This window comes from Stenotrophomonas sp. STEN029 (assembly GCF_056760015.1).
The window spans coordinates 1-16689 of the sequence record NZ_JBRREC010000101.1 but is presented as its reverse complement, the minus strand read 5'-3'; the positions used below and the strand labels follow the sequence as shown (position 1 = coordinate 16689).

General features: G+C 62.7%; 10 protein-coding genes. 7 read left to right on the top strand and 3 right to left on the bottom strand.

Annotated elements, in window-relative coordinates:
* Nucleotides 1-223: 223 nt before the first annotated feature.
* Nucleotides 224-1255: a LacI family DNA-binding transcriptional regulator gene (locus ACVOLI_RS17900; protein ID WP_481615413.1), complete on the bottom strand. Its 1032-nt coding sequence runs from the start codon at nucleotides 1253-1255 to the stop codon at nucleotides 224-226.
* A 274-nt stretch (nucleotides 1256-1529) separates the two neighbouring features.
* Here ACVOLI_RS17900 and ACVOLI_RS17895 point away from each other — a divergent pair, with 274 nt between their 5' ends.
* The 3 genes from ACVOLI_RS17895 to ACVOLI_RS17885 all read left to right on the top strand — a co-directional run bounded on the left by ACVOLI_RS17895 (nucleotide 1530) and on the right by ACVOLI_RS17885 (nucleotide 5505).
* The gene (locus ACVOLI_RS17895) at nucleotides 1530-2084 is read left to right on the top strand and encodes a single-stranded DNA-binding protein (RefSeq protein ID WP_481615411.1); all 555 of its coding nucleotides are present in this window, start codon (nucleotides 1530-1532) and stop codon (nucleotides 2082-2084) included.
* Between the two features lie 254 nt (nucleotides 2085-2338).
* Nucleotides 2339-3316 (top strand): hypothetical protein, encoded by a 978-nt coding sequence (locus ACVOLI_RS17890; RefSeq protein ID WP_481615410.1) that lies wholly within the window; start codon nucleotides 2339-2341, stop codon nucleotides 3314-3316.
* Between the two features lie 236 nt (nucleotides 3317-3552).
* On the top strand, nucleotides 3553-5505 hold the full coding sequence (locus ACVOLI_RS17885) for an alpha/beta hydrolase family protein (RefSeq protein ID WP_481615412.1): 1953 nt from the start codon (nucleotides 3553-3555) through the stop codon (nucleotides 5503-5505).
* 145 nt (nucleotides 5506-5650) lie between these two features.
* Here ACVOLI_RS17885 and ACVOLI_RS17880 read toward each other — a convergent pair whose 3' ends face one another.
* Together ACVOLI_RS17880 and ACVOLI_RS17875 are read right to left on the bottom strand one after the other, a co-directional pair.
* Nucleotides 5651-7414, bottom strand: a complete 1764-nt coding sequence (locus ACVOLI_RS17880; protein ID WP_481615409.1) for a peptide MFS transporter — start codon at nucleotides 7412-7414, stop codon at nucleotides 5651-5653.
* A 58-nt stretch (nucleotides 7415-7472) separates the two neighbouring features.
* Nucleotides 7473-8624: an acetyltransferase domain-containing protein gene (locus tag ACVOLI_RS17875; protein WP_481615408.1), complete on the bottom strand. Its 1152-nt coding sequence runs from the start codon at nucleotides 8622-8624 to the stop codon at nucleotides 7473-7475.
* Nucleotides 8625-8817: 193 nt separating this feature from the next.
* Here ACVOLI_RS17875 and ACVOLI_RS17870 point away from each other — a divergent pair, with 193 nt between their 5' ends.
* The 4 genes from ACVOLI_RS17870 to ACVOLI_RS17855 all read left to right on the top strand — a co-directional run bounded on the left by ACVOLI_RS17870 (nucleotide 8818) and on the right by ACVOLI_RS17855 (nucleotide 16428).
* Nucleotides 8818-10809, top strand: a complete 1992-nt coding sequence (locus ACVOLI_RS17870) for an OPT family oligopeptide transporter (protein WP_481615407.1) — start codon at nucleotides 8818-8820, stop codon at nucleotides 10807-10809.
* A 485-nt stretch (nucleotides 10810-11294) separates the two neighbouring features.
* A complete protein-coding gene (locus tag ACVOLI_RS17865) occupies nucleotides 11295-13355 on the top strand; it encodes a S9 family peptidase (RefSeq protein ID WP_481615406.1) in 2061 nt (686 codons plus the stop codon).
* Between the two features lie 304 nt (nucleotides 13356-13659).
* Nucleotides 13660-14910 carry a DUF819 family protein gene (locus ACVOLI_RS17860; RefSeq protein WP_481615405.1) on the top strand — a complete coding sequence of 417 codons (1251 nt, stop codon included), beginning with the start codon at nucleotides 13660-13662 and terminating at the stop codon, nucleotides 14908-14910.
* A 267-nt stretch (nucleotides 14911-15177) separates the two neighbouring features.
* Nucleotides 15178-16428, top strand: a complete 1251-nt coding sequence (locus ACVOLI_RS17855) for a DUF819 family protein (RefSeq protein WP_481615404.1) — start codon at nucleotides 15178-15180, stop codon at nucleotides 16426-16428.
* Nucleotides 16429-16689: the final 261 nt, after the last annotated feature.

Here is a 16689-nt window from a genome sequence, read left to right as displayed (position 1 = left end):
CCCCGCTGGGCTTTGAGATATCACCGTCAGGCGTGGGCGAAATCCTCAAGGATTTCAGCTAGGCCAAGCACGCGAAGACTCCGTAGCCCGGGTAAGCGCAGCGCACCCGGGGCTTGCGTCCGACAGGTCGCTGAAGTGACTTGTCTATGAATATGGAACCTGACGAAACTTCGTGTTCCTGCATTTCCCGGGTGCGCTGCGCTTACCCGGGCTACGGCGCGAATCACACGCCGAGCGATGATTCCCGCACTACCAGCTTCACCGGAATGGTGAGGCCTTCCACCGGCTCACCGGCAATCAGGCTCAGCAGCTTGTCGACCAGCAGCTGACCGGCTTGCTTGGTGTCCTGCTGTACCGTGGTCAGCGGCGGCGATACCGATGCCGCCAGCGGAATATCGTCAAAGCCCGTGACCGCAATGTCCTGCGGCACACGCACGCCGCGCTCGCGCAGGGCGCGCAACGCACCGATGGCGATCAGGTCGCTGGCCGCGCAGATCGCATCGAAGTCCTTGCCGCTGTCGAGCAGGGCGATGCAGGCCGCATGACCGGAATCTTCGGTGGTGATGGCATCGTGCTGCAGCGACGGATCTGCCTTCAAACCGCGGGCCGTCAATGCTTCGACATGGCCGCGGTAGCGTTCCTCGAACTCGGGATAGTGGCTGGACGCGTGGCCCAGAAATGCGATGCGCTGGCGGCCCTGTTCAAGCAGGTGCGCACTGATATCAAAGCCGCCTTGAAAATTGTCACTGCCAATCGATACGCCAGGTTGCCCGGGCAAGGCCGCACCCCAACGCACGAAATGGGTGCCTTGCTCCACCAGCCGCTGCAGCCTCTCCACTGATTCGTGGTAGTCGCCATAGCCGAGCAGGATGATGCCGTCGGCCTTGTTGCTGTCCTCGAAGTCGGCATGCCAGTCGCTGGACAGCTGCTGGAACGAGACCAGCAGGTCCAGCCCCTTCAGCGCACAGGCGCGGGTGATCGAGCCCAGCATCGAGTGGAAGAACGGATTGATCAAGGAGTCATCGTTGGTGGGGTCCTCGAAGAACAGCAGCGCCAGCGTGCCGGATTGCTGGCAGCGCAGGCTGGAGGCGTTCTTGTCGACCTTGTAGTTCAGCTGGCGGGCGATATCGAGAATGCGCTGGCGGGTTTCGGCATTGACCATCGGGCTGCCACGCAGCGCACGCGACACCGTTGGCTGCGAGACGCCGGCCATGTGCGCGATATCCAAAGAGGTGGCTTTGCCCTTGATGACCATCTTGACCAGCAATCTGAACGACGTCTGGCATCATGCCATGAGGTCGGCGAAAGGGGGGCAGGCCGGGTCCGGGATCGGCCGTCTGCCGGCGATTCCTGCGCTGGAAGGGTGGTGATCCGGCCTGGCCAAAGGCCGCCGGACACGCGGCGGGGCCAGCGCAAGCCTTACGCCGCAAGGGCTGCAGGGATTGGCTGCTATCTGTCGCCGGACAGATATAATACGTCGGCTATTGCCCGCATCCGGCGGGTGGACCCCAACGGAAGAGTAGGAACCTATGGCCCGCGGCATCAATAAAGTCATCCTCGTCGGCAACCTCGGCAACGACCCGGACACCAAGTACACCCAGGCTGGCATGGCGATCACCCGCATCAGCCTGGCCACCACCAGCGTGCGCAAGGACCGTGACGGCAACCAGCAGGAGCGTACTGAATGGCACCGCGTGGTGTTCTTCGGCAAGCTCGGCGAGATCGCCGGTGAATACCTGCGCAAGGGCAGCTCGGTCTACGTCGAAGGCGAACTGCGCTACGACAAGTACACCGGCCAGGACGGTGTTGAAAAGTACACCACCGATATCGTCGCCAACGAAATGCAGATGCTCGGCGGCCGTGGTGAAGGCGGCGGCGGTGGTGGCGGCTACGGCGGCGATCGTCCGCAGCGCCAGTCGGCCCCGCGTCAGCAACAGGGCGGCGGCCAGGGTGGTTACGGCAACCAGGACCAGGGCGGCGGCGGTGGCTACGGCGGCGGTCAGCGCCAGCAGCGCCAGGCACCGCCGCAGCAGCAGTCGGCTCCGCCGATGGACGATTTTGCCGACGACGATATTCCGTTCTGAGGAGCGGCTTGGCAAAGTTTCAAGGTTTTGTCTTGAAGAACCCCCGCATTCGCGGGGGTTCTTCGTTTTTTGTATGTAAAAACTCGATGGATTCTGGCTTGCTGCATGACCGCCTTCCAGCGTGCTGAAATATTCAAAAAGCAGGGGGCGTTCGGCTCGGCCTGGCTTCGGCAACGAGGTGCTTTTGTCATGAGCGCACCGGCTGCCTTGCGTCTGCCACAATTCGCGCAGGTTCATCTCTCACGGAAGACTCCATGCATGTTTCTGATCTTGTAGGTCTGGTTGGCGCCAAAGGTAGCGATCCGCAGCTCGTGGATTGGTTCGAGCAGCACGGAATCGGAAAACCGCCGGTGTCCGTTACGGCAAATCAGGGCACCAAGAGCGTCAAGGACAAGCGCCATGAGATGGAGTATTACTTCGGGTTCGACATCATCAACGCCCGTTTCTATCCGCCGGTAGACGGCCCGCGCGGTGGCTTGCTCTGCCATCTGCAGTCCGTGTTGCTGTTCTCACGCAAGCCAAAGGGCAACGTCACGTTGCCGACTGGGTTCTGGGACGGTTTCGTGGGGCCGGATGCCGGCTTTGACGAGTGCATGACGTTCTTCGATGGGAACGTGGACACGTATACCGATACGCAGCTGTTTCAGAAGCCGCTTGGTGACGATGTGGAGCTCAAGCTCTGGTTCTGCCCCAGGAAGCAGCGGGTGGAGACCATGCAGGTGAGCATCGTGCAGGATCGCCAGTTCATGGGGCACCAGGAGTTCGATCAGGCCAACGTGCATAACACGGTGAAACCGGCGGCCACGCTCGTGGTCAAGTGGCTGTTCGACGGGCGCCATTTGCGGTTGTCTGACGAGATCTACGCCAATGGGCTGGCTGATGATCATGCCGGGATTCTGGAGTTCGTTCGCCAGCATCTGAGTGGTCATGTATGGGCATCGCAACTCAATGACGATCAGGTGTTGCGGCAGGTGCTGAGTCACACCCAGGCCAGCAGGCCGCTGAAACTTTCGAATGGGGAGTCGCTGGAGCTGTTTGCGCAGACGCTATACCTGCGAGCCGCGGGTGCATGGGATGCGTATCAGGCGATCTACAACGATGATGCCCTGGACGATTGGGCTGGCTCTGTTGACCGGTTTCGGGAATCGGTGGTGCTGGATGCGGGGCAGCGGCAGGTCTTCGTCGGCATGCTGCATGATGCTTATCGTCTGGCTGTGGCTGATAAGGCATAAAGCGGTGAGGGGCTTGGTTTGACTGGAATTGCGATTCCCGTCCGAGACCGAGTCTCCGCGCTGTAGTCACCTTATGTGCAGGGCACGCCCCTGCGATCGTTGCATTTCGCCAAATCTGCGAAGGGGATTTCCTGCCTTGTTGTATATGCGGATTCTCCGTCTGGTAAATCCCTGGGCCAGATGGCTAGAATCGCCCATCGCGGGCCGGATGCCCGTCCGAGGGGGGCAAGATGCAGATGATGAAGCTGGGGATGGCATTGGTGCTGTCTTTCTGTTCGGCCAATAGTTGGGCTGCTGTGGATTTGGGGCAATTCATTCGCAAGGATGATTTCAACGACATCAAGTTGTCACCATCGGGCAAGTACTACGCAGCCACCGTGCCACTGGAAGACAAAACAGCACTTGTTATTTTTACCCGTGAGGGCAACAAAAAAACCGGGGCGTTCGTCCTACAGCGCAATATGCATGTAAACAGCTTCGATTGGGTAAACGACGAACGCGTGCTGATTGGCATCGCCGAGAAGTTTGGCCTGTTGGACGAGCCGCGTTTGACCGGCGAGTTGTATGCCATGAATGCCGATGGCGGGCAGCCGGAGTTGCTGGTCGGTTTCCGCGTGCAAGGCAATGGCCCAGGTACCCGTATCCAGCCCAAAAAGGTGGAGAGTGTGGCCGCATTTCTGGTCGATGGCTTGCCTGCGGATGACCGGAACGTGGTGGTGTCTACATGGCCTTTGGGCGCGATGGAACCATTCACCCGTGCTGAGAGGCTGGATGTAAACAGCGGGCGTCGTACGGTGGCCGCGACGGTGCCAGTGCGCAACGCCAGCTTTGTCACGGATAACACCGGCGAGGTGCGTCTGGCGCTGGGCTCGGGTTTGGACAACATCAGCAAGCTGTATTACCGCGATGCGGCAGGCACCGACTGGCGCTTGATCAACGATCAGAAAGCGAATGGCCGGATTGAAGTGCCACTAGGCTTCTCGGCAGATAACACATTGGCCTATCTGCAAGTGCGTGGTGATGGCAAGGGACCAGACAGTATCGTGGCTTGGAATCCTGTCACTAATGCCCGCACCACCGTACTGCATGATCAGGCAGCAGACCCGTGGTCCATTATCTATCGTACCGGCACGAGCGTGCCTGTGGGTACGCAGATAATGGATGGGCGCCACCGCAGTGTGTTTTTCGATGATGGTGTCCCTGAAGCGCGTTTGTTCCGCAGTCTGGAAGCTGCATTTCCTGGGCAGTCGGTACGGATCACTTCCAGTACCAAAGACGGCCAGTTGTCGATGGTGAGAGTGTGGTCTGGCAGCAATCCGGGCGATTTCTACCTGTATGACTCGGCCGCCAAGAAGCTGAGTTTCGTGGTTGCCAGCGGCAGCTGGATCGACCCGGACGCAGCGGCCGTGGTTGAACCCTTCAGTTTTGCTGCACGCGATGGATTGAAGATCCACGGTTACCTCACCAAGCCGCGTGGTGTCACAGGCCCGCGGCCGATGGTGTTGATGCCGCATGGCGGGCCATACGGAATCTTCGACGAATGGCGCTACGACCGTGATGCGCAGATGTTGGCGGCGGCAGGCTATACAGTGATGCAGGTGAACTATCGCGGGTCGGGAAACTACGGTTGGGAGTTCCGGCGTGTCGGCGCGCAGCAATGGGGCGGAACGATGCAGGACGATCTTACCGATGCGACACGCTGGGCGATCCGCGAAGGACAGGCTGATGCAACAAAGATTTGCATCTACGGTGCCAGCTATGGTGCATACGCCGCGCTGATGGGGGCAGCAAAGGAGCCCACGCTCTATCGCTGCGCAGCTGGCTATGTTGGCGTTTATGACTTGCCGATGATGCAGCGTGCGGATGCACGCACCGCGCGCAGTCTCGGCAATTGGTCCAAGGATTGGGTTGGCGAGGACCAGGCTGCACTGGCTGCTGCGTCGCCGAACCGTTTTGCGGATCGGATCAATGTGCCGGTGTTTCTCGCTGCCGGTGGCGAGGATGAGATCGCGCCGATCGAGCATACCCGGATGATGGAAGCTGCGTTGAAGAAGGCCGGCGTGCCGGTTGAGTCCTTGTACTTCAGTACCGAAGGGCATGGCTTCTATACCGAGCCGCATCAGCGGGAGTACTACGGGAGGCTATTGGGCTTCCTGTCGGAGCACCTGGGTGGAGAGAAGGCGAAGTAGTCGCCTGTTCGGATTGCGGGCGTTGGCCCTGAGTTTTTGTGGGAGTGGTGTAAACGGCGAAGCTGATGTTGTGTCAGGTTGCGGGTTCTGCTGCCACGCAAGCGGTGCTAGCTTCGCGGCTTATGCCGCTCCTACAAACGCGGGGTTAGCGCACGCCGTGCATCATCCGCTTCAGCAAGGGGGAGGCCAGCAGGGCTACCAACGCACAACCCAGGCCTATCCACATCAGCAGCCAGAACAGGTGTTCGTAGCGGCCGGCGGCTTCGGCGATATTCATCACTTCGCCTTCGGGTACGTCGATGGCGGCCAGCTTGCCGAACAGTGCTGCTAGCGTCTCGGAGAATGCCGTGGCCAGGAACCAGGTGCCCATCATCAGGCTGACCACGCGCGGTGCCGCCAGCTGGGTGACGGCCGACAGGCCGACCGGCGACAGGCACATTTCGCCAATCTCCAGGATCAGGTAGGCCAGCACCAGCCACCACACGCTGGCCATTTGCCCGGTTGCGCCCACCTGCTGCGCGGCCAAGGCCAAGGGCACGAAGGACAGGGCGCCGAACACCAGGCCGAACGAGGATTTCAGCGGCTTGGACGGGTCGAGGCGGCGCTTGTCCAACCATGCCCACAAGGCAGCGAATACCGGTGCAAGCAGCACCAGGAACAGCGCACCCAGATAGGTCAGTGAACCGGCGCTCTGCGGCAGCACCAGGCAGTCGCGGACCAGCATCACCAGCATGGCCACGACGATGATGCCGAACAGCAGGCGCGGTGCATTTGATGCCGGATTGCGATCAGACAGGCGTGCTGCGACCACGAAGCCCAGCGGCGCCAGCAGCAGCGAGACGATGGACCAGGGCAGTGGCGTGCCTTCGCGGATCACCAGCGAAGGCACCAGATCCTTGGTCAACAAGCGGTCGGTGAAGGTGACCCACGAACCATAGGTCTGCTCGTACAAGGTGAAGAACACCAGCGCCATGAAGATCAGCACCATCAGCGCGATCATCTGCTGGCGCTGTTCTGGCGTGCACTGCGTGCCGGTGAACCAGGCGAACCACAGCAGCACGCCGCCGAGCACGACGATCATCAACATCAATGCGAGGCTGATTTCGCCGCCCAGCGCGAACGCGCCATTGGCGGCAGCCCACATCAGCGCCGCAACCGGAATGATGCCGACGATGGCAACGCCGTAGATCAGCCATTCGCGCGGCACGCCGAACACGCGCTCACGCAGTGTTTCCGGCTGCGCCGGCTCGGCATGCCCGTGCAGGTACTTCTGCCCCCACAGGAACATCGCCAGCCCGACCAGCATGCCGATGCCCGCCGCGCCGAAACCGTACTTCCAGCCATAGGCTTCGCCAAGGAAGCCGCAGACCAGCGAGGCGAACAGGGCGCCGAGGTTGATGCCGGCGTAGAACAGGGAGAAGCCCGAGTCACGCCGCGGGTCGTTTTCCGGGTAGAGCTTGCCGACGATGGTGGAGATGTTGGGCTTGAGGAAGCCCACGCCCATGATGATCAGCGCCAGCGACAGATAGGTGATCGACAACGCGGCTTCGTCGCGTACCACTTCACCTGCTACGCGGTGCGCTTCGTGGCCCTCGAAGGCCATGCCGATGTGCCCCAGCACCAGTAGGATGCCGCCGAACACCACCGCCTTGCGCATGCCCAGCCAGCGGTCGGCCAGCAGCCCTCCAAATACGGGGATGCAGTAGACCAAGCCACCGTAGGCACCGAGCAGGTCCAGCCCGGCCTTGTCGCCGAACAGGTGGTACTTGGTGAGATAGAGCAGCAGCAACGCCTTCATGCCGTAGAAGGAGAAGCGCTCCCACATTTCGGTGAAGAAGCAGACGTAGACGCCCTTGGGATGGCCGAGGAAGTCGTCGGAGCGGGGGCGGCTCAAGGCAGTTGCGGTCATCGGTGGTGCCGGGTGGGACAGCGGCCGAGTATAGGACCGCTGCCCCGGGGCTGCGCGTTCAGAGGTAACGCAGCCAGGCCAGGTCGCGACGGCGTGCCTTGAAGCGGGCAAAGGCGCGGGTGGCGGGGTAAAGCAGCACCGCCAGCACGACGCTGATCAACAGCAAGGCTGACACCGATTCGACTGCGAAGTAGGGCGCGTGGTTTGCGCCCCAATACGCCATCGCTGCGAGGTACAGCAGCTTCAGCACGTACAGGTGCAGCAGGTAGAAGAACATCGGCGCCGCGCCGATCCACGCCAATGGCTGCAGCCATGCCGCGATGCGCGGCTGCTCGTACAGGCGCAGCAGCAACAGGCCGATGCCCAGCGTCAGCAGCAGGAACAGCAGCGAAGGTGGGTACTTGGTGACGTTGAGCAGGCTCATCAGCGTCGTCTGGGCATCGGTGAAGCGCAGCCAGGAGTGGTCGCCGTAGACATTCGCGGCACGCAGCAGCACGAAGCCGGTCAACATCGCCATACCGGTGATCAGCAGCCAGCGCTGGCGCTGTGGTGCCGGGCGGTTGCTGGCGTACCACGGGCCCAGCACGTAGCCCAGAGCAATCACGCCGATCCACGGCAAGAGCGGATAGGAGGTGCGCAGCCGCAGGCTGTTGCCCAGTTCGATCCAGTCACGCTGGTGCAGGATCTTCCACAGTGTCGCCAGCACGCCGTTGCCCTGGGCCTGCAGCGGATCAAGCAGGTTGTGGCCGGCAATGATGAGCACCGCCAGTGCCAATAGCAGCGTGCGCGGCAGCCACAGCAGGCCGGCCAACGCGATCATGCTCAGGCCGATGGCCCAGATCACCTGCAGATAGAGCGTGCTAGCCGGGAACTGGAAGGTCCAGGCGAAGTTGACCAGGGTCAGCTCCAGCACCACAAGGAACAGGCCGCGCTTGAGCAGGAAGGCTGCGGTGGCGCCGCGCGGATCGGGCTGGCGTTGACCATACAACCACGCCGACAGACCGGTAAGCAGCACGAACACCGGGGCGCATAGATGGGCCAGCAGGCGGAAGCTGAACAGGGCAGGTGAGACCGAGCCCACGTCCATCGGGTCGCTGACCTGATGCTGCAGATAGAAGGTCTCGCGGACATGGTCGATCAGCATCAGCAGCATCACGGTGCCGCGCAGCTGGTCGATGGAGGCCAGGCGGTTGGTCAGGGCAGGGGGCATGCGGGGGAGTCTTGCGGAAAAGATATAACATAACATCACCGGTCCGCAGGGGCGACTTTGCCGATATGGCCAACAGAAGATGCGGATTCGCGGAATTACCGGTGCGGAGGGCATCGGCGCTGCGTTCAGGCTGGACTTGCCGTTAAGCGGGCGTTAGCGTGGCGAAGGTTTTTTTGCCATCCAAGGGCTTTCCATGAACAACGCTGCGCCTGCGCAGCTCACATTCCGCGCGGTGGTTCTTGCCGTCGTGCTGGCTGTGGTGCTGTCTGCCGCCAATGCTTACCTGGGCCTGTTCGCAGGCTTGACCATCGCTACCGCCATTCCGGCCGCCGTCGTCTCGATGGGCGTGCTGCGTCTGCTCGGTGGCGGCACCATCCTTGAAAACAACATCGTCCAGACCGGCGCCTCGGCCGGCTCGTCGATTGCTGCCGGGGTGATCTTCACGATCCCGGCGCTGGTGATCATGGGGTACTGGCCGGACTTCAAGTACTGGTGGGTGCTGGGCATTGCCGGCCTCGGCGGCCTGCTGGGCGTGCTGTTCTCGGTGCCGCTGCGCCGCTCGATGATCGTCGAAGACCCGCTTCCCTTCCCGGAAGGCAAGGCGGCGGCGGAAGTGCTCAAGGCCGGTGAAAACCCGGGCCCGGGCATGAAGATCCTCGGCATCTCGGCGGCCATCGGCGGTCTGGTGAAGCTGGCTGCGGCCTCGGGCCTGCGTATCTTCCCGGACGCCTGGGCGCAGTCGGCCTATGTCGGCAGCTCCAAGATCACTGCCTTCATCGGCACCAACCTGTCGCCGGCACTGCTGGGCGTGGGCTACATCGTCGGCTTGAACGTCGGCATCGTCGTGGTGTCCGGCTCGATCCTGTCCTGGCACATCGCCATTCCGCTGTACCAGGCGTTCTTCCTGGGCGGCAACCCGGACCTGGCCGCATCACTGGCCAATGCCGGCTCGGCCGAAGCGGCCTTCGCCATCTGGGGTTCGCAGATCCGCTACCTGGGCGTCGGCGCCATGCTGATCGGCGGCGTCTGGACCCTGTTCTCGCTGCGCAAGTCGCTGCTCAACGGCGTCAAGAGTGGTTTCGCCGCTGCCCGCAAGAGCAGTGGCCCGGCCCTGGCCGAGACCGAACGCGACCTGCCGATGAAGTGGATGCTGATCGCCCTGATCGCCTTCACCCTGCCGCTGCTGGGCCTGTACCAGGCCATCGTCGGCCAGTGGCATGTCTCGATCCCGATGACCATCATCATGATTGTCGCCGGCTTCCTGTTCGTGTCGGTGTCGGCTTACCTGGCTGGTCTGATTGGTTCGTCCAACAACCCGGTCTCGGGCATCACCATTTCCACCATCCTGTTCGCCTCGGTGGTGCTGGTGCTGCTGCTGGGCAAGGACGGCCTGATTCCGGTCGGCGTCGGCGGTGCTCCGCTGGGTGCGGTGGCCGCGATCATGATTGGTGCGGTGGTCTGCTGTGCGGCAGCCGTTGGCGGTGACAACCTGCAGGACCTCAAGGCCGGTTATCTGGTCGGTGCGACGCCGTGGAAGCAGCAGCTGATGCTGGGCATCGGTGCGTTCTCCTGCGCCCTGATCATGGCGCCGGTGCTGAACCTGCTCGCCCATGCCTATGGCATCGGCGCACCGACCGCCGAGCACCCGAACTCGCTGGCGGCACCGCAGGCCAACCTGATGGCCTCGGTTGCGCGTGGCCTGTTCGGTGGTGAACTGCCGTGGACGATGATCGCCTTGGGCGCTGGCGTCGGCGCGGTGATCATCGCCATCGACGAATGGCTGAAGAAGACCGGCAAGCGCTTCCGCGTGCCGGTGCTGGCTGCTGCCATCGGTATCTACCTGCCGCTGGAACTGATGGTGCCGATCTTCCTTGGTGGCCTGCTGGCCCACCTGGTCGAGCGTTTCCACAAGCTGCGTGCCGACGACGAAGAAGGCCGTGACCGCGTGCACCGCCCGGGCGTGCTGTTTGCCGCTGGCCTGATTACCGGTGAGGCCTTGATGGGTATCGCAATCGCGGTGCCGATCGTGGTCAGCGGGCAGGGCGACGTGCTGGCACTGCCGCTGGGCGGCTTTGCCGATACCTGGGCAAGCGTGTCGGCCTGGGTGGGTCTGTTCGTGCTGTTCCTGGTTGGCCTGCTGATGTACCGCATCGGCAAGAAGGGCGAGCCGGCGGCGAAGGCCTAATGGCTGACACTCGACGGATCGCACGGCCTTTCCTTCTCCCTCCTGCGGGGGAACAAAGGGACTGCCCCCGCGAAGGCGGGGGTGCCTGAAGGGCGGATGGAGCTGCTGTCCCTTCTCCCGCTTGCGGGGGAAGGTGCCCCGAAGGGGCGGATGGGGGGAGCTTTTGATTTTGACTTGGCAGGGGGCTTGGCGCTTTAGAGCCAAAGCCAAAGCCAAAGCCAAAGCCAAAGCACCCCTCCCCAACCCTCCCCTTGGCCTGCGGCCAAAGGGAGGGGGCTCAAACCAAAGCGCTCAAGCCAACGCGCCCTCACCCCAACCCCTCTCCCGTAAACGGGAGAGGGGCTTAGGCAGAAGCAAAGCAAACGCAAAGCCGCCCTTGGGCGGCTTTGCTGTTTCCGGCGGTTGTGCGGGCATGACTTCAAGCCTTTGCAGTGGGGCGGGCTGGCCGCCTACCATCGGGGTTTGCCTTTGCCTGGGAGTTGCCCATGAAGCTTCGTCACGCCCTGTTGCCGCTGTGCCTGTTGGCCGCCTTGCCATCATTGGCCAGTGCGCGCGGTTTTGAAGTCCGCGACATGGTCAAGCTGGACCGCGCGTCCGCGCCGCTGCTCAGCGCCAATGGTGCGCAGGTGGTGTTCGCCAAGCGCATCGTCGATGCCGACCTCAAGGCCAGCAGCAGCCTGTGGATCCGTGACCTGCGCACCCGCGACATGGCACCGCCGAAGCAGCTGACCCCGGCTGGCTGGAACGTCAATTCGGCCTCCATCGAAGGCCAGAACGTGTACTTCCTCAGCGCCAAGAACGGCAGCCAGCAGCTGTACGTGATGCCGCTGGCTGGCGGCGAGCCGCGCCAGCTCACCGATTTCGCGCTGGACGTGGACAGCTACCGCATCTCGCCACAGGGCGACCGCGTGCTGTTCAGCAGCGGCGTGTTCCAGGACTGCGGCTCGGACCTGGCCTGCACCAGCAAGCGTCTTGAGAAGGAAAAGGCCGACAAGAGCAGTGGCCAGGTCTACGACAGCATGTTCGTGCGCCATTGGGATACCTGGGCCGACGGCCGCCGCAACACCTTGTTCGTGGCTCCGCTGCCGGCAGCAGGCGCAGCGGCGGTGAAGGGCGCATCGGCGATCAGTGCGACGCTGGCCGGCGATGCACCGTCCAAGCCGTTCGGCGGCAATGAAGACTTCGTCTGGTCGCCGGATGGCAAGACCGTGGTGGCCAGCATCCGCGTGCAGGGCAGCAAGGAACCGTGGTCGACCAACTTCGATCTGTACAAGCTTGATGCTGCCGGCAAGCAGGCGCCGGTCAACCTGACCGCTGCCAACCCCGCGTGGGACGCCGGCCCGGTGTTCAGCGCCGACGGCAAGACCCTGTTCTACCGCGCGATGAAGCGCCCCGGCTTCGAGGCTGACCGCTTCGGCCTGATGGCGATGGACCTGGCCAGCGGCAAGGTCAATGAGATCGCCGCGCAGTGGGACCGTTCGGCCGATGGCATCACCTTGTCGGCCGACGGCCAGACCATCTACACCACTGCGCAGGACATGGGTGAGCACCCGCTGTTCGCAGTGAACATCGCCAGCGGCGAGCCGACCAAGCTGGTGGGCGAGGGCAGCATCTCCTCCTTCGACATCGCCGGTGATGCGCTGGCCTTCACCCGCAATTCGCTGAAGAGCGGCGACCAGGTGTTCACCAGCAGCACCGCTGCCGGCGCACCGCAGCGTGCCATCACCCAGAGTGCCGGCGAAATGCTGGACGGCGTGAACTTCGGTGACTTCGAGCAGTTCTCGTTCAAGGGCTGGAACGATGAGACCGTGCACGGTTACGTGGTCAAGCCGCACAACTACCAGGAAGGCAAGAAGTACCCGGTGGCCTTCCTGATCCACGGCGGCCCGCAGGGCAGCTTCGGCAATGGCTGGAGCTACCGCTGGAACCCGCAGACCTATGCCGGTCAGGGCTACGCGGTGGTGATGATCGATTTCCACGGTTCCACCGGTTACGGCCAGGCCTTCACCGATGCGATCAGCCAGCATTGGGGCGATCGCCCGTTGGAAGACCTGCAGAAGGGTTGGGCCGCGGCGCAGCAGAAGTACAGCTTCCTCAACGGCGACAAGGCCTGTGCGCTGGGCGCCAGCTACGGCGGCTTCATGGTCAACTGGATCGCCGGCAACTGGAACGAGCCGTGGAAGTGCCTGGTGAACCATGACGGTGTGTTCGACCAGCGCGCCATGGGTTATGCGACCGAAGAACTGTGGTTCACCGAGTGGGAGCAGGGCGGTACGCCGTACGACGTGCCGCAGAACTACGAGAAGTTCAACCCGGTCAACCACGTCGCCAACTGGAAGAAGCCGATGCTGGTGGTGCAGGGGCAGCTGGATTACCGCATCCCGGTGGAGCAGGGCCTGGCTACGTTCACCGCGCTGCAGCGTCAGGGTATCGAGTCCAAGTTCCTGTACTTCCCGGACGAAAACCACTGGGTGCTGAAGCCGCACAACAGCGTGCAGTGGCATGACACGGTCAATGGCTGGTTGAAGCAGCACATCGGCGAATGATGTTGGGAGAAAGGCATGCGTTGGCATGCCTTTCTTTTTCCAGGGAAGCTGAAAGCTGCCCTCATCCGCCCGTTGGGCACCTTCTCCCACACGTGGGAGAAGGGTGCGGTGATCGGACATTGTCGCAAGCTCATGGCCCCTCTCCCTCCGGGAGAGGGGTTGGGGTGAGGGCGATGGAGTCGCCGGATCCATACGTTCTGCACGAACCAAGCTTCCTTCATCAGGAAGTTGCGCAAGTGGCAGGTTCTTTCACGTGGGCAAGGGGGCTTGTCCGCAATCACTGCATGCAAGGGGATAGACGATGATGGCAGCCGCAACAGGCGCACTCATCAGCAATGACATCATCGTGTTCGGCCTGATTGCCGCCACCTTGGGCGTTATTTTCTGGACATCGGGCAGCAGCAATCCGCTGCTTAAAAAGTTCTACAGCTTCGTACCCGCGTTGCTGCTGTGCTACTTCATTCCCGGCGTGTACAACACCGTCGGCCTGATCGACGGCGAAACCACCAAGCTCTACAACCCGATCGCGCGCGATGTGTTCCTGCCCGCGGCGCTGGTGTTGCTGACGCTATCCATCGACCTGAAAGGCATCCTCGGCCTGGGCTGGAAGATGCTGGCGATGTATGTGGCGGCGGTGCTGAGCATCATGCTTGGTGCGGTGGTCGCGTTCCAGATAATGGCCTGGCTGCATCCGGAAACGGTAGCGGGAGCAACCTGGGGCGGCATGGCCGCGCTGGCCGGCAGCTGGATCGGCGGCGGTGCCAACATGCTGGCGATGAAGGAAATCTTCGAAGTCGATGCCACCACCTTCGGCCAGTTCGCGGTGGTGGATGTGGGCGTCGGCTACGTGTGGATGGCGGTGCTGATCTTCTTCGCCTCACGCGCACCGGCCATGGACAAGCGCAGCGGCGCCGATACGCGCGCGCTGGATGATCTGCGTGACCGCGTGGCCAGCTACCAGGCACAGCATGCGCGCATTCCTGCGCTGGGCGACCTGATGGTGATGGCTGGTGTGGCCTTCGGTGCGGTCGCACTGGCGCACGGCCTGGCCGCACCGCTGGCCGACTGGTTCGCCGCAAACGTCAGCTGGTCCAGCTCGGTGAGCATGGACAAGCCGTTCGTGTGGGTGGTGATGCTGGCGACCTTCATCGGCCTGGGCCTGAGCTTCACCCGCGTGCGCGAGCTGGAAGGCGTGGGCGCGTCGAAGTGGGGCTCGATGTTCCTGTACTTCCTGATCGCCTGCATCGGCATGCAGATGGATCTGCTGGCGTTGCTGGAGAAGCCTTGGTTGTTCGCGCTGGGCGTGCTGTGGATCGGCGTGCACATCGTGCTGCTGTGGCTGGCCGGCAAACTGCTGAAGGTGCCGTTCTTCTATTTCGCCATCGCATCGCAGAGCAATATCGGCGGGCCGGCTTCGGCGCCGGTGCTGGCGACCGCCTTCCATCCGGCCTTGGCCCCGGTGGGTGTGCTGCTGGGCACCTTGGGTTATGCGGTGGGTACCGGCGCGGCCTACGTGGTCGGGATTACCTTGCGGGCGATGGCTGGGGCTGGGTGAGAAGCGGTGCGCTTTGCGCGCCTTCCCCTCTCCCCAACCCCTCTCCCGGGGGGAGAGGGGCTTCACCGCTGCAGTTGCACATATTGCGAGCGCTCGGGGCGCACTGAGCCCCTCTCCCCCCGGGAGAGGGGTTGGGGAGAGGGGAGGCGTGCAGCGCTGCTTTCGCTGAACAAGACCCCTGTCCGCCACCATGCTAGGCTCCACCCTCCCACGCCACGTAACCAACGTGGCGTTTTTATTTCCCTTCGATCGACAGGAACAGGCCTTATGCCGACCGAACCCAATACTGCGCTCATCACCAATGACATCGTCGGCCTCGGCCTGATCGCTGCCACGTTGGCCCTGATCTTCTGGCTGGCCAGCGGCCCAACCCCGTTCTGGAAGAAGGTCTTCGCCTGGGTGCCGGCATTGCTGCTGTGCTACTTCATACCCGCCATCTACAACACCACCGGCTTGATCGACGGGCACAGCACCAAGCTCTACAACCCGATCGCGCGTGATGTATTGCTGCCGGCGGCGCTGGTCCTGCTGACGCTCTCCATCGACCTGAAAGGCATTGCCAGGCTCGGCCCCAAGTTGCTGGTGATGTTCGTCACCGGCACCGTCGGCATCGTGCTGGGTGCGGCGGTGTCGTTCCAGGTGATGAAGTTCATCCATCCGGAAACCGTGGCCGGTGATACCTGGGCCGGCATGGCGGCGTTGGCCGGCAGCTGGATTGGTGGCGGCGCCAACATGGCGGCCATGCGCGAAACCTTCAACGTCGATGCGACCACGTTTGGTCAGTTCGCAGTCGTGGACGTGGCTTGTGCCAGCCTGTGGATGGCGATGCTGCTGTGGATGGCAGGACGCTCCCAGATCATTGATGCAAAAAACGGTGCAGATACCTCGGCCATTGATGACATGAAGCAGCGCATTGCCGATTACGAGGCCAAGAGCGCGCGTAATCCCAGCCTGACCGATTTGATGGTGATCGTCGGCGTTGGTCTGGGCATTGTTGGTCTGGCGCATGCTCTGGCGACGCCGCTGGCAGCTTGGTTCGATGCCAATGTCAGCTGGGCCAGCAAGGCATCGTTGAACTCTTCGTTTGTGTGGGTGGTGATGCTTTCCACCGTTGCCGGCCTGCTGCTGAGCTTTACCCGTGCACGCAACCTGGAAGCGGCGGGTGCATCGAAGATCGGCACCTTGTTCCTGTATTTCCTGATTGCCTGCATCGGCATGCAGATGGATCTGTTGTCGCTGGCCGATCGCCCCTGGCTGTTCCTGCTCGGTGTGATCTGGATGGGCGTGCATATCGGCCTGCTGTACGTGGTTGGCCGGATGCTGCGCACGCCGCTGTTCTTCTTCGCCATTGGTTCGCAGGGCAATATCGGTGCGGCGGCATCGGCACCAGTGGTGGCAGCTGCATTCCACCCGACGCTGGCGCCGGTGGGCGTGCTGTTGGGCACGGTGGGTTATGCCACCGGCACGGTGATCGCGTACATGACTGGCCTGATGCTGAAGTGGATGGCTGGCGCCTGAGTCTTGGCTTGGGTTGTGGGAGCGGCGTTAGCCGCGAAACCTACAAATCATGCGATTGCGATGATGGCGTGATCTGCAGGAACACCAGCTTCGTGGCTTACGCCGTTCCTACAAAGCGGGCTGTCGGTAACGCTTCTGCCGAGCATGGCTCGGCACTACAGGGCAGATAGCAAGAAGGGGGCGCCAAATGCGCCCCGGTATTTGGTTTTTTTAAAGCACCGAAACCAAGACACCGGGGGGGGCGTTGTTGGGGGGGGGGGG

What these genes read in the sequence shown, in the direction of transcription:
- ACVOLI_RS17885 (WP_481615412.1), top strand. Translation starts at nt 3,553, where the DNA reads ATGATGAAGCTGGGGATGGCATTGGTGCTGTCTTTCTGTTCGGCCAAT.
- ACVOLI_RS17890 (WP_481615410.1), top strand. Translation starts at nt 2,339, where the DNA reads ATGCATGTTTCTGATCTTGTAGGTCTGGTTGGCGCCAAAGGTAGCGAT.
- ACVOLI_RS17855 (WP_481615404.1), top strand. Translation starts at nt 15,178, where the DNA reads ATGCCGACCGAACCCAATACTGCGCTCATCACCAATGACATCGTCGGC.
- ACVOLI_RS17865 (WP_481615406.1), top strand. Translation starts at nt 11,295, where the DNA reads ATGAAGCTTCGTCACGCCCTGTTGCCGCTGTGCCTGTTGGCCGCCTTG.
- ACVOLI_RS17880 (WP_481615409.1), bottom strand. Translation starts at nt 7,414, where the DNA reads ATGACCGCAACTGCCTTGAGCCGCCCCCGCTCCGACGACTTCCTCGGC.
- ACVOLI_RS17860 (WP_481615405.1), top strand. Translation starts at nt 13,660, where the DNA reads ATGGCAGCCGCAACAGGCGCACTCATCAGCAATGACATCATCGTGTTC.
- ACVOLI_RS17870 (WP_481615407.1), top strand. Translation starts at nt 8,818, where the DNA reads ATGAACAACGCTGCGCCTGCGCAGCTCACATTCCGCGCGGTGGTTCTT.
- ACVOLI_RS17900 (WP_481615413.1), bottom strand. Translation starts at nt 1,255, where the DNA reads ATGGTCATCAAGGGCAAAGCCACCTCTTTGGATATCGCGCACATGGCC.
- ACVOLI_RS17875 (WP_481615408.1), bottom strand. Translation starts at nt 8,624, where the DNA reads ATGCCCCCTGCCCTGACCAACCGCCTGGCCTCCATCGACCAGCTGCGC.
- ACVOLI_RS17895 (WP_481615411.1), top strand. Translation starts at nt 1,530, where the DNA reads ATGGCCCGCGGCATCAATAAAGTCATCCTCGTCGGCAACCTCGGCAAC.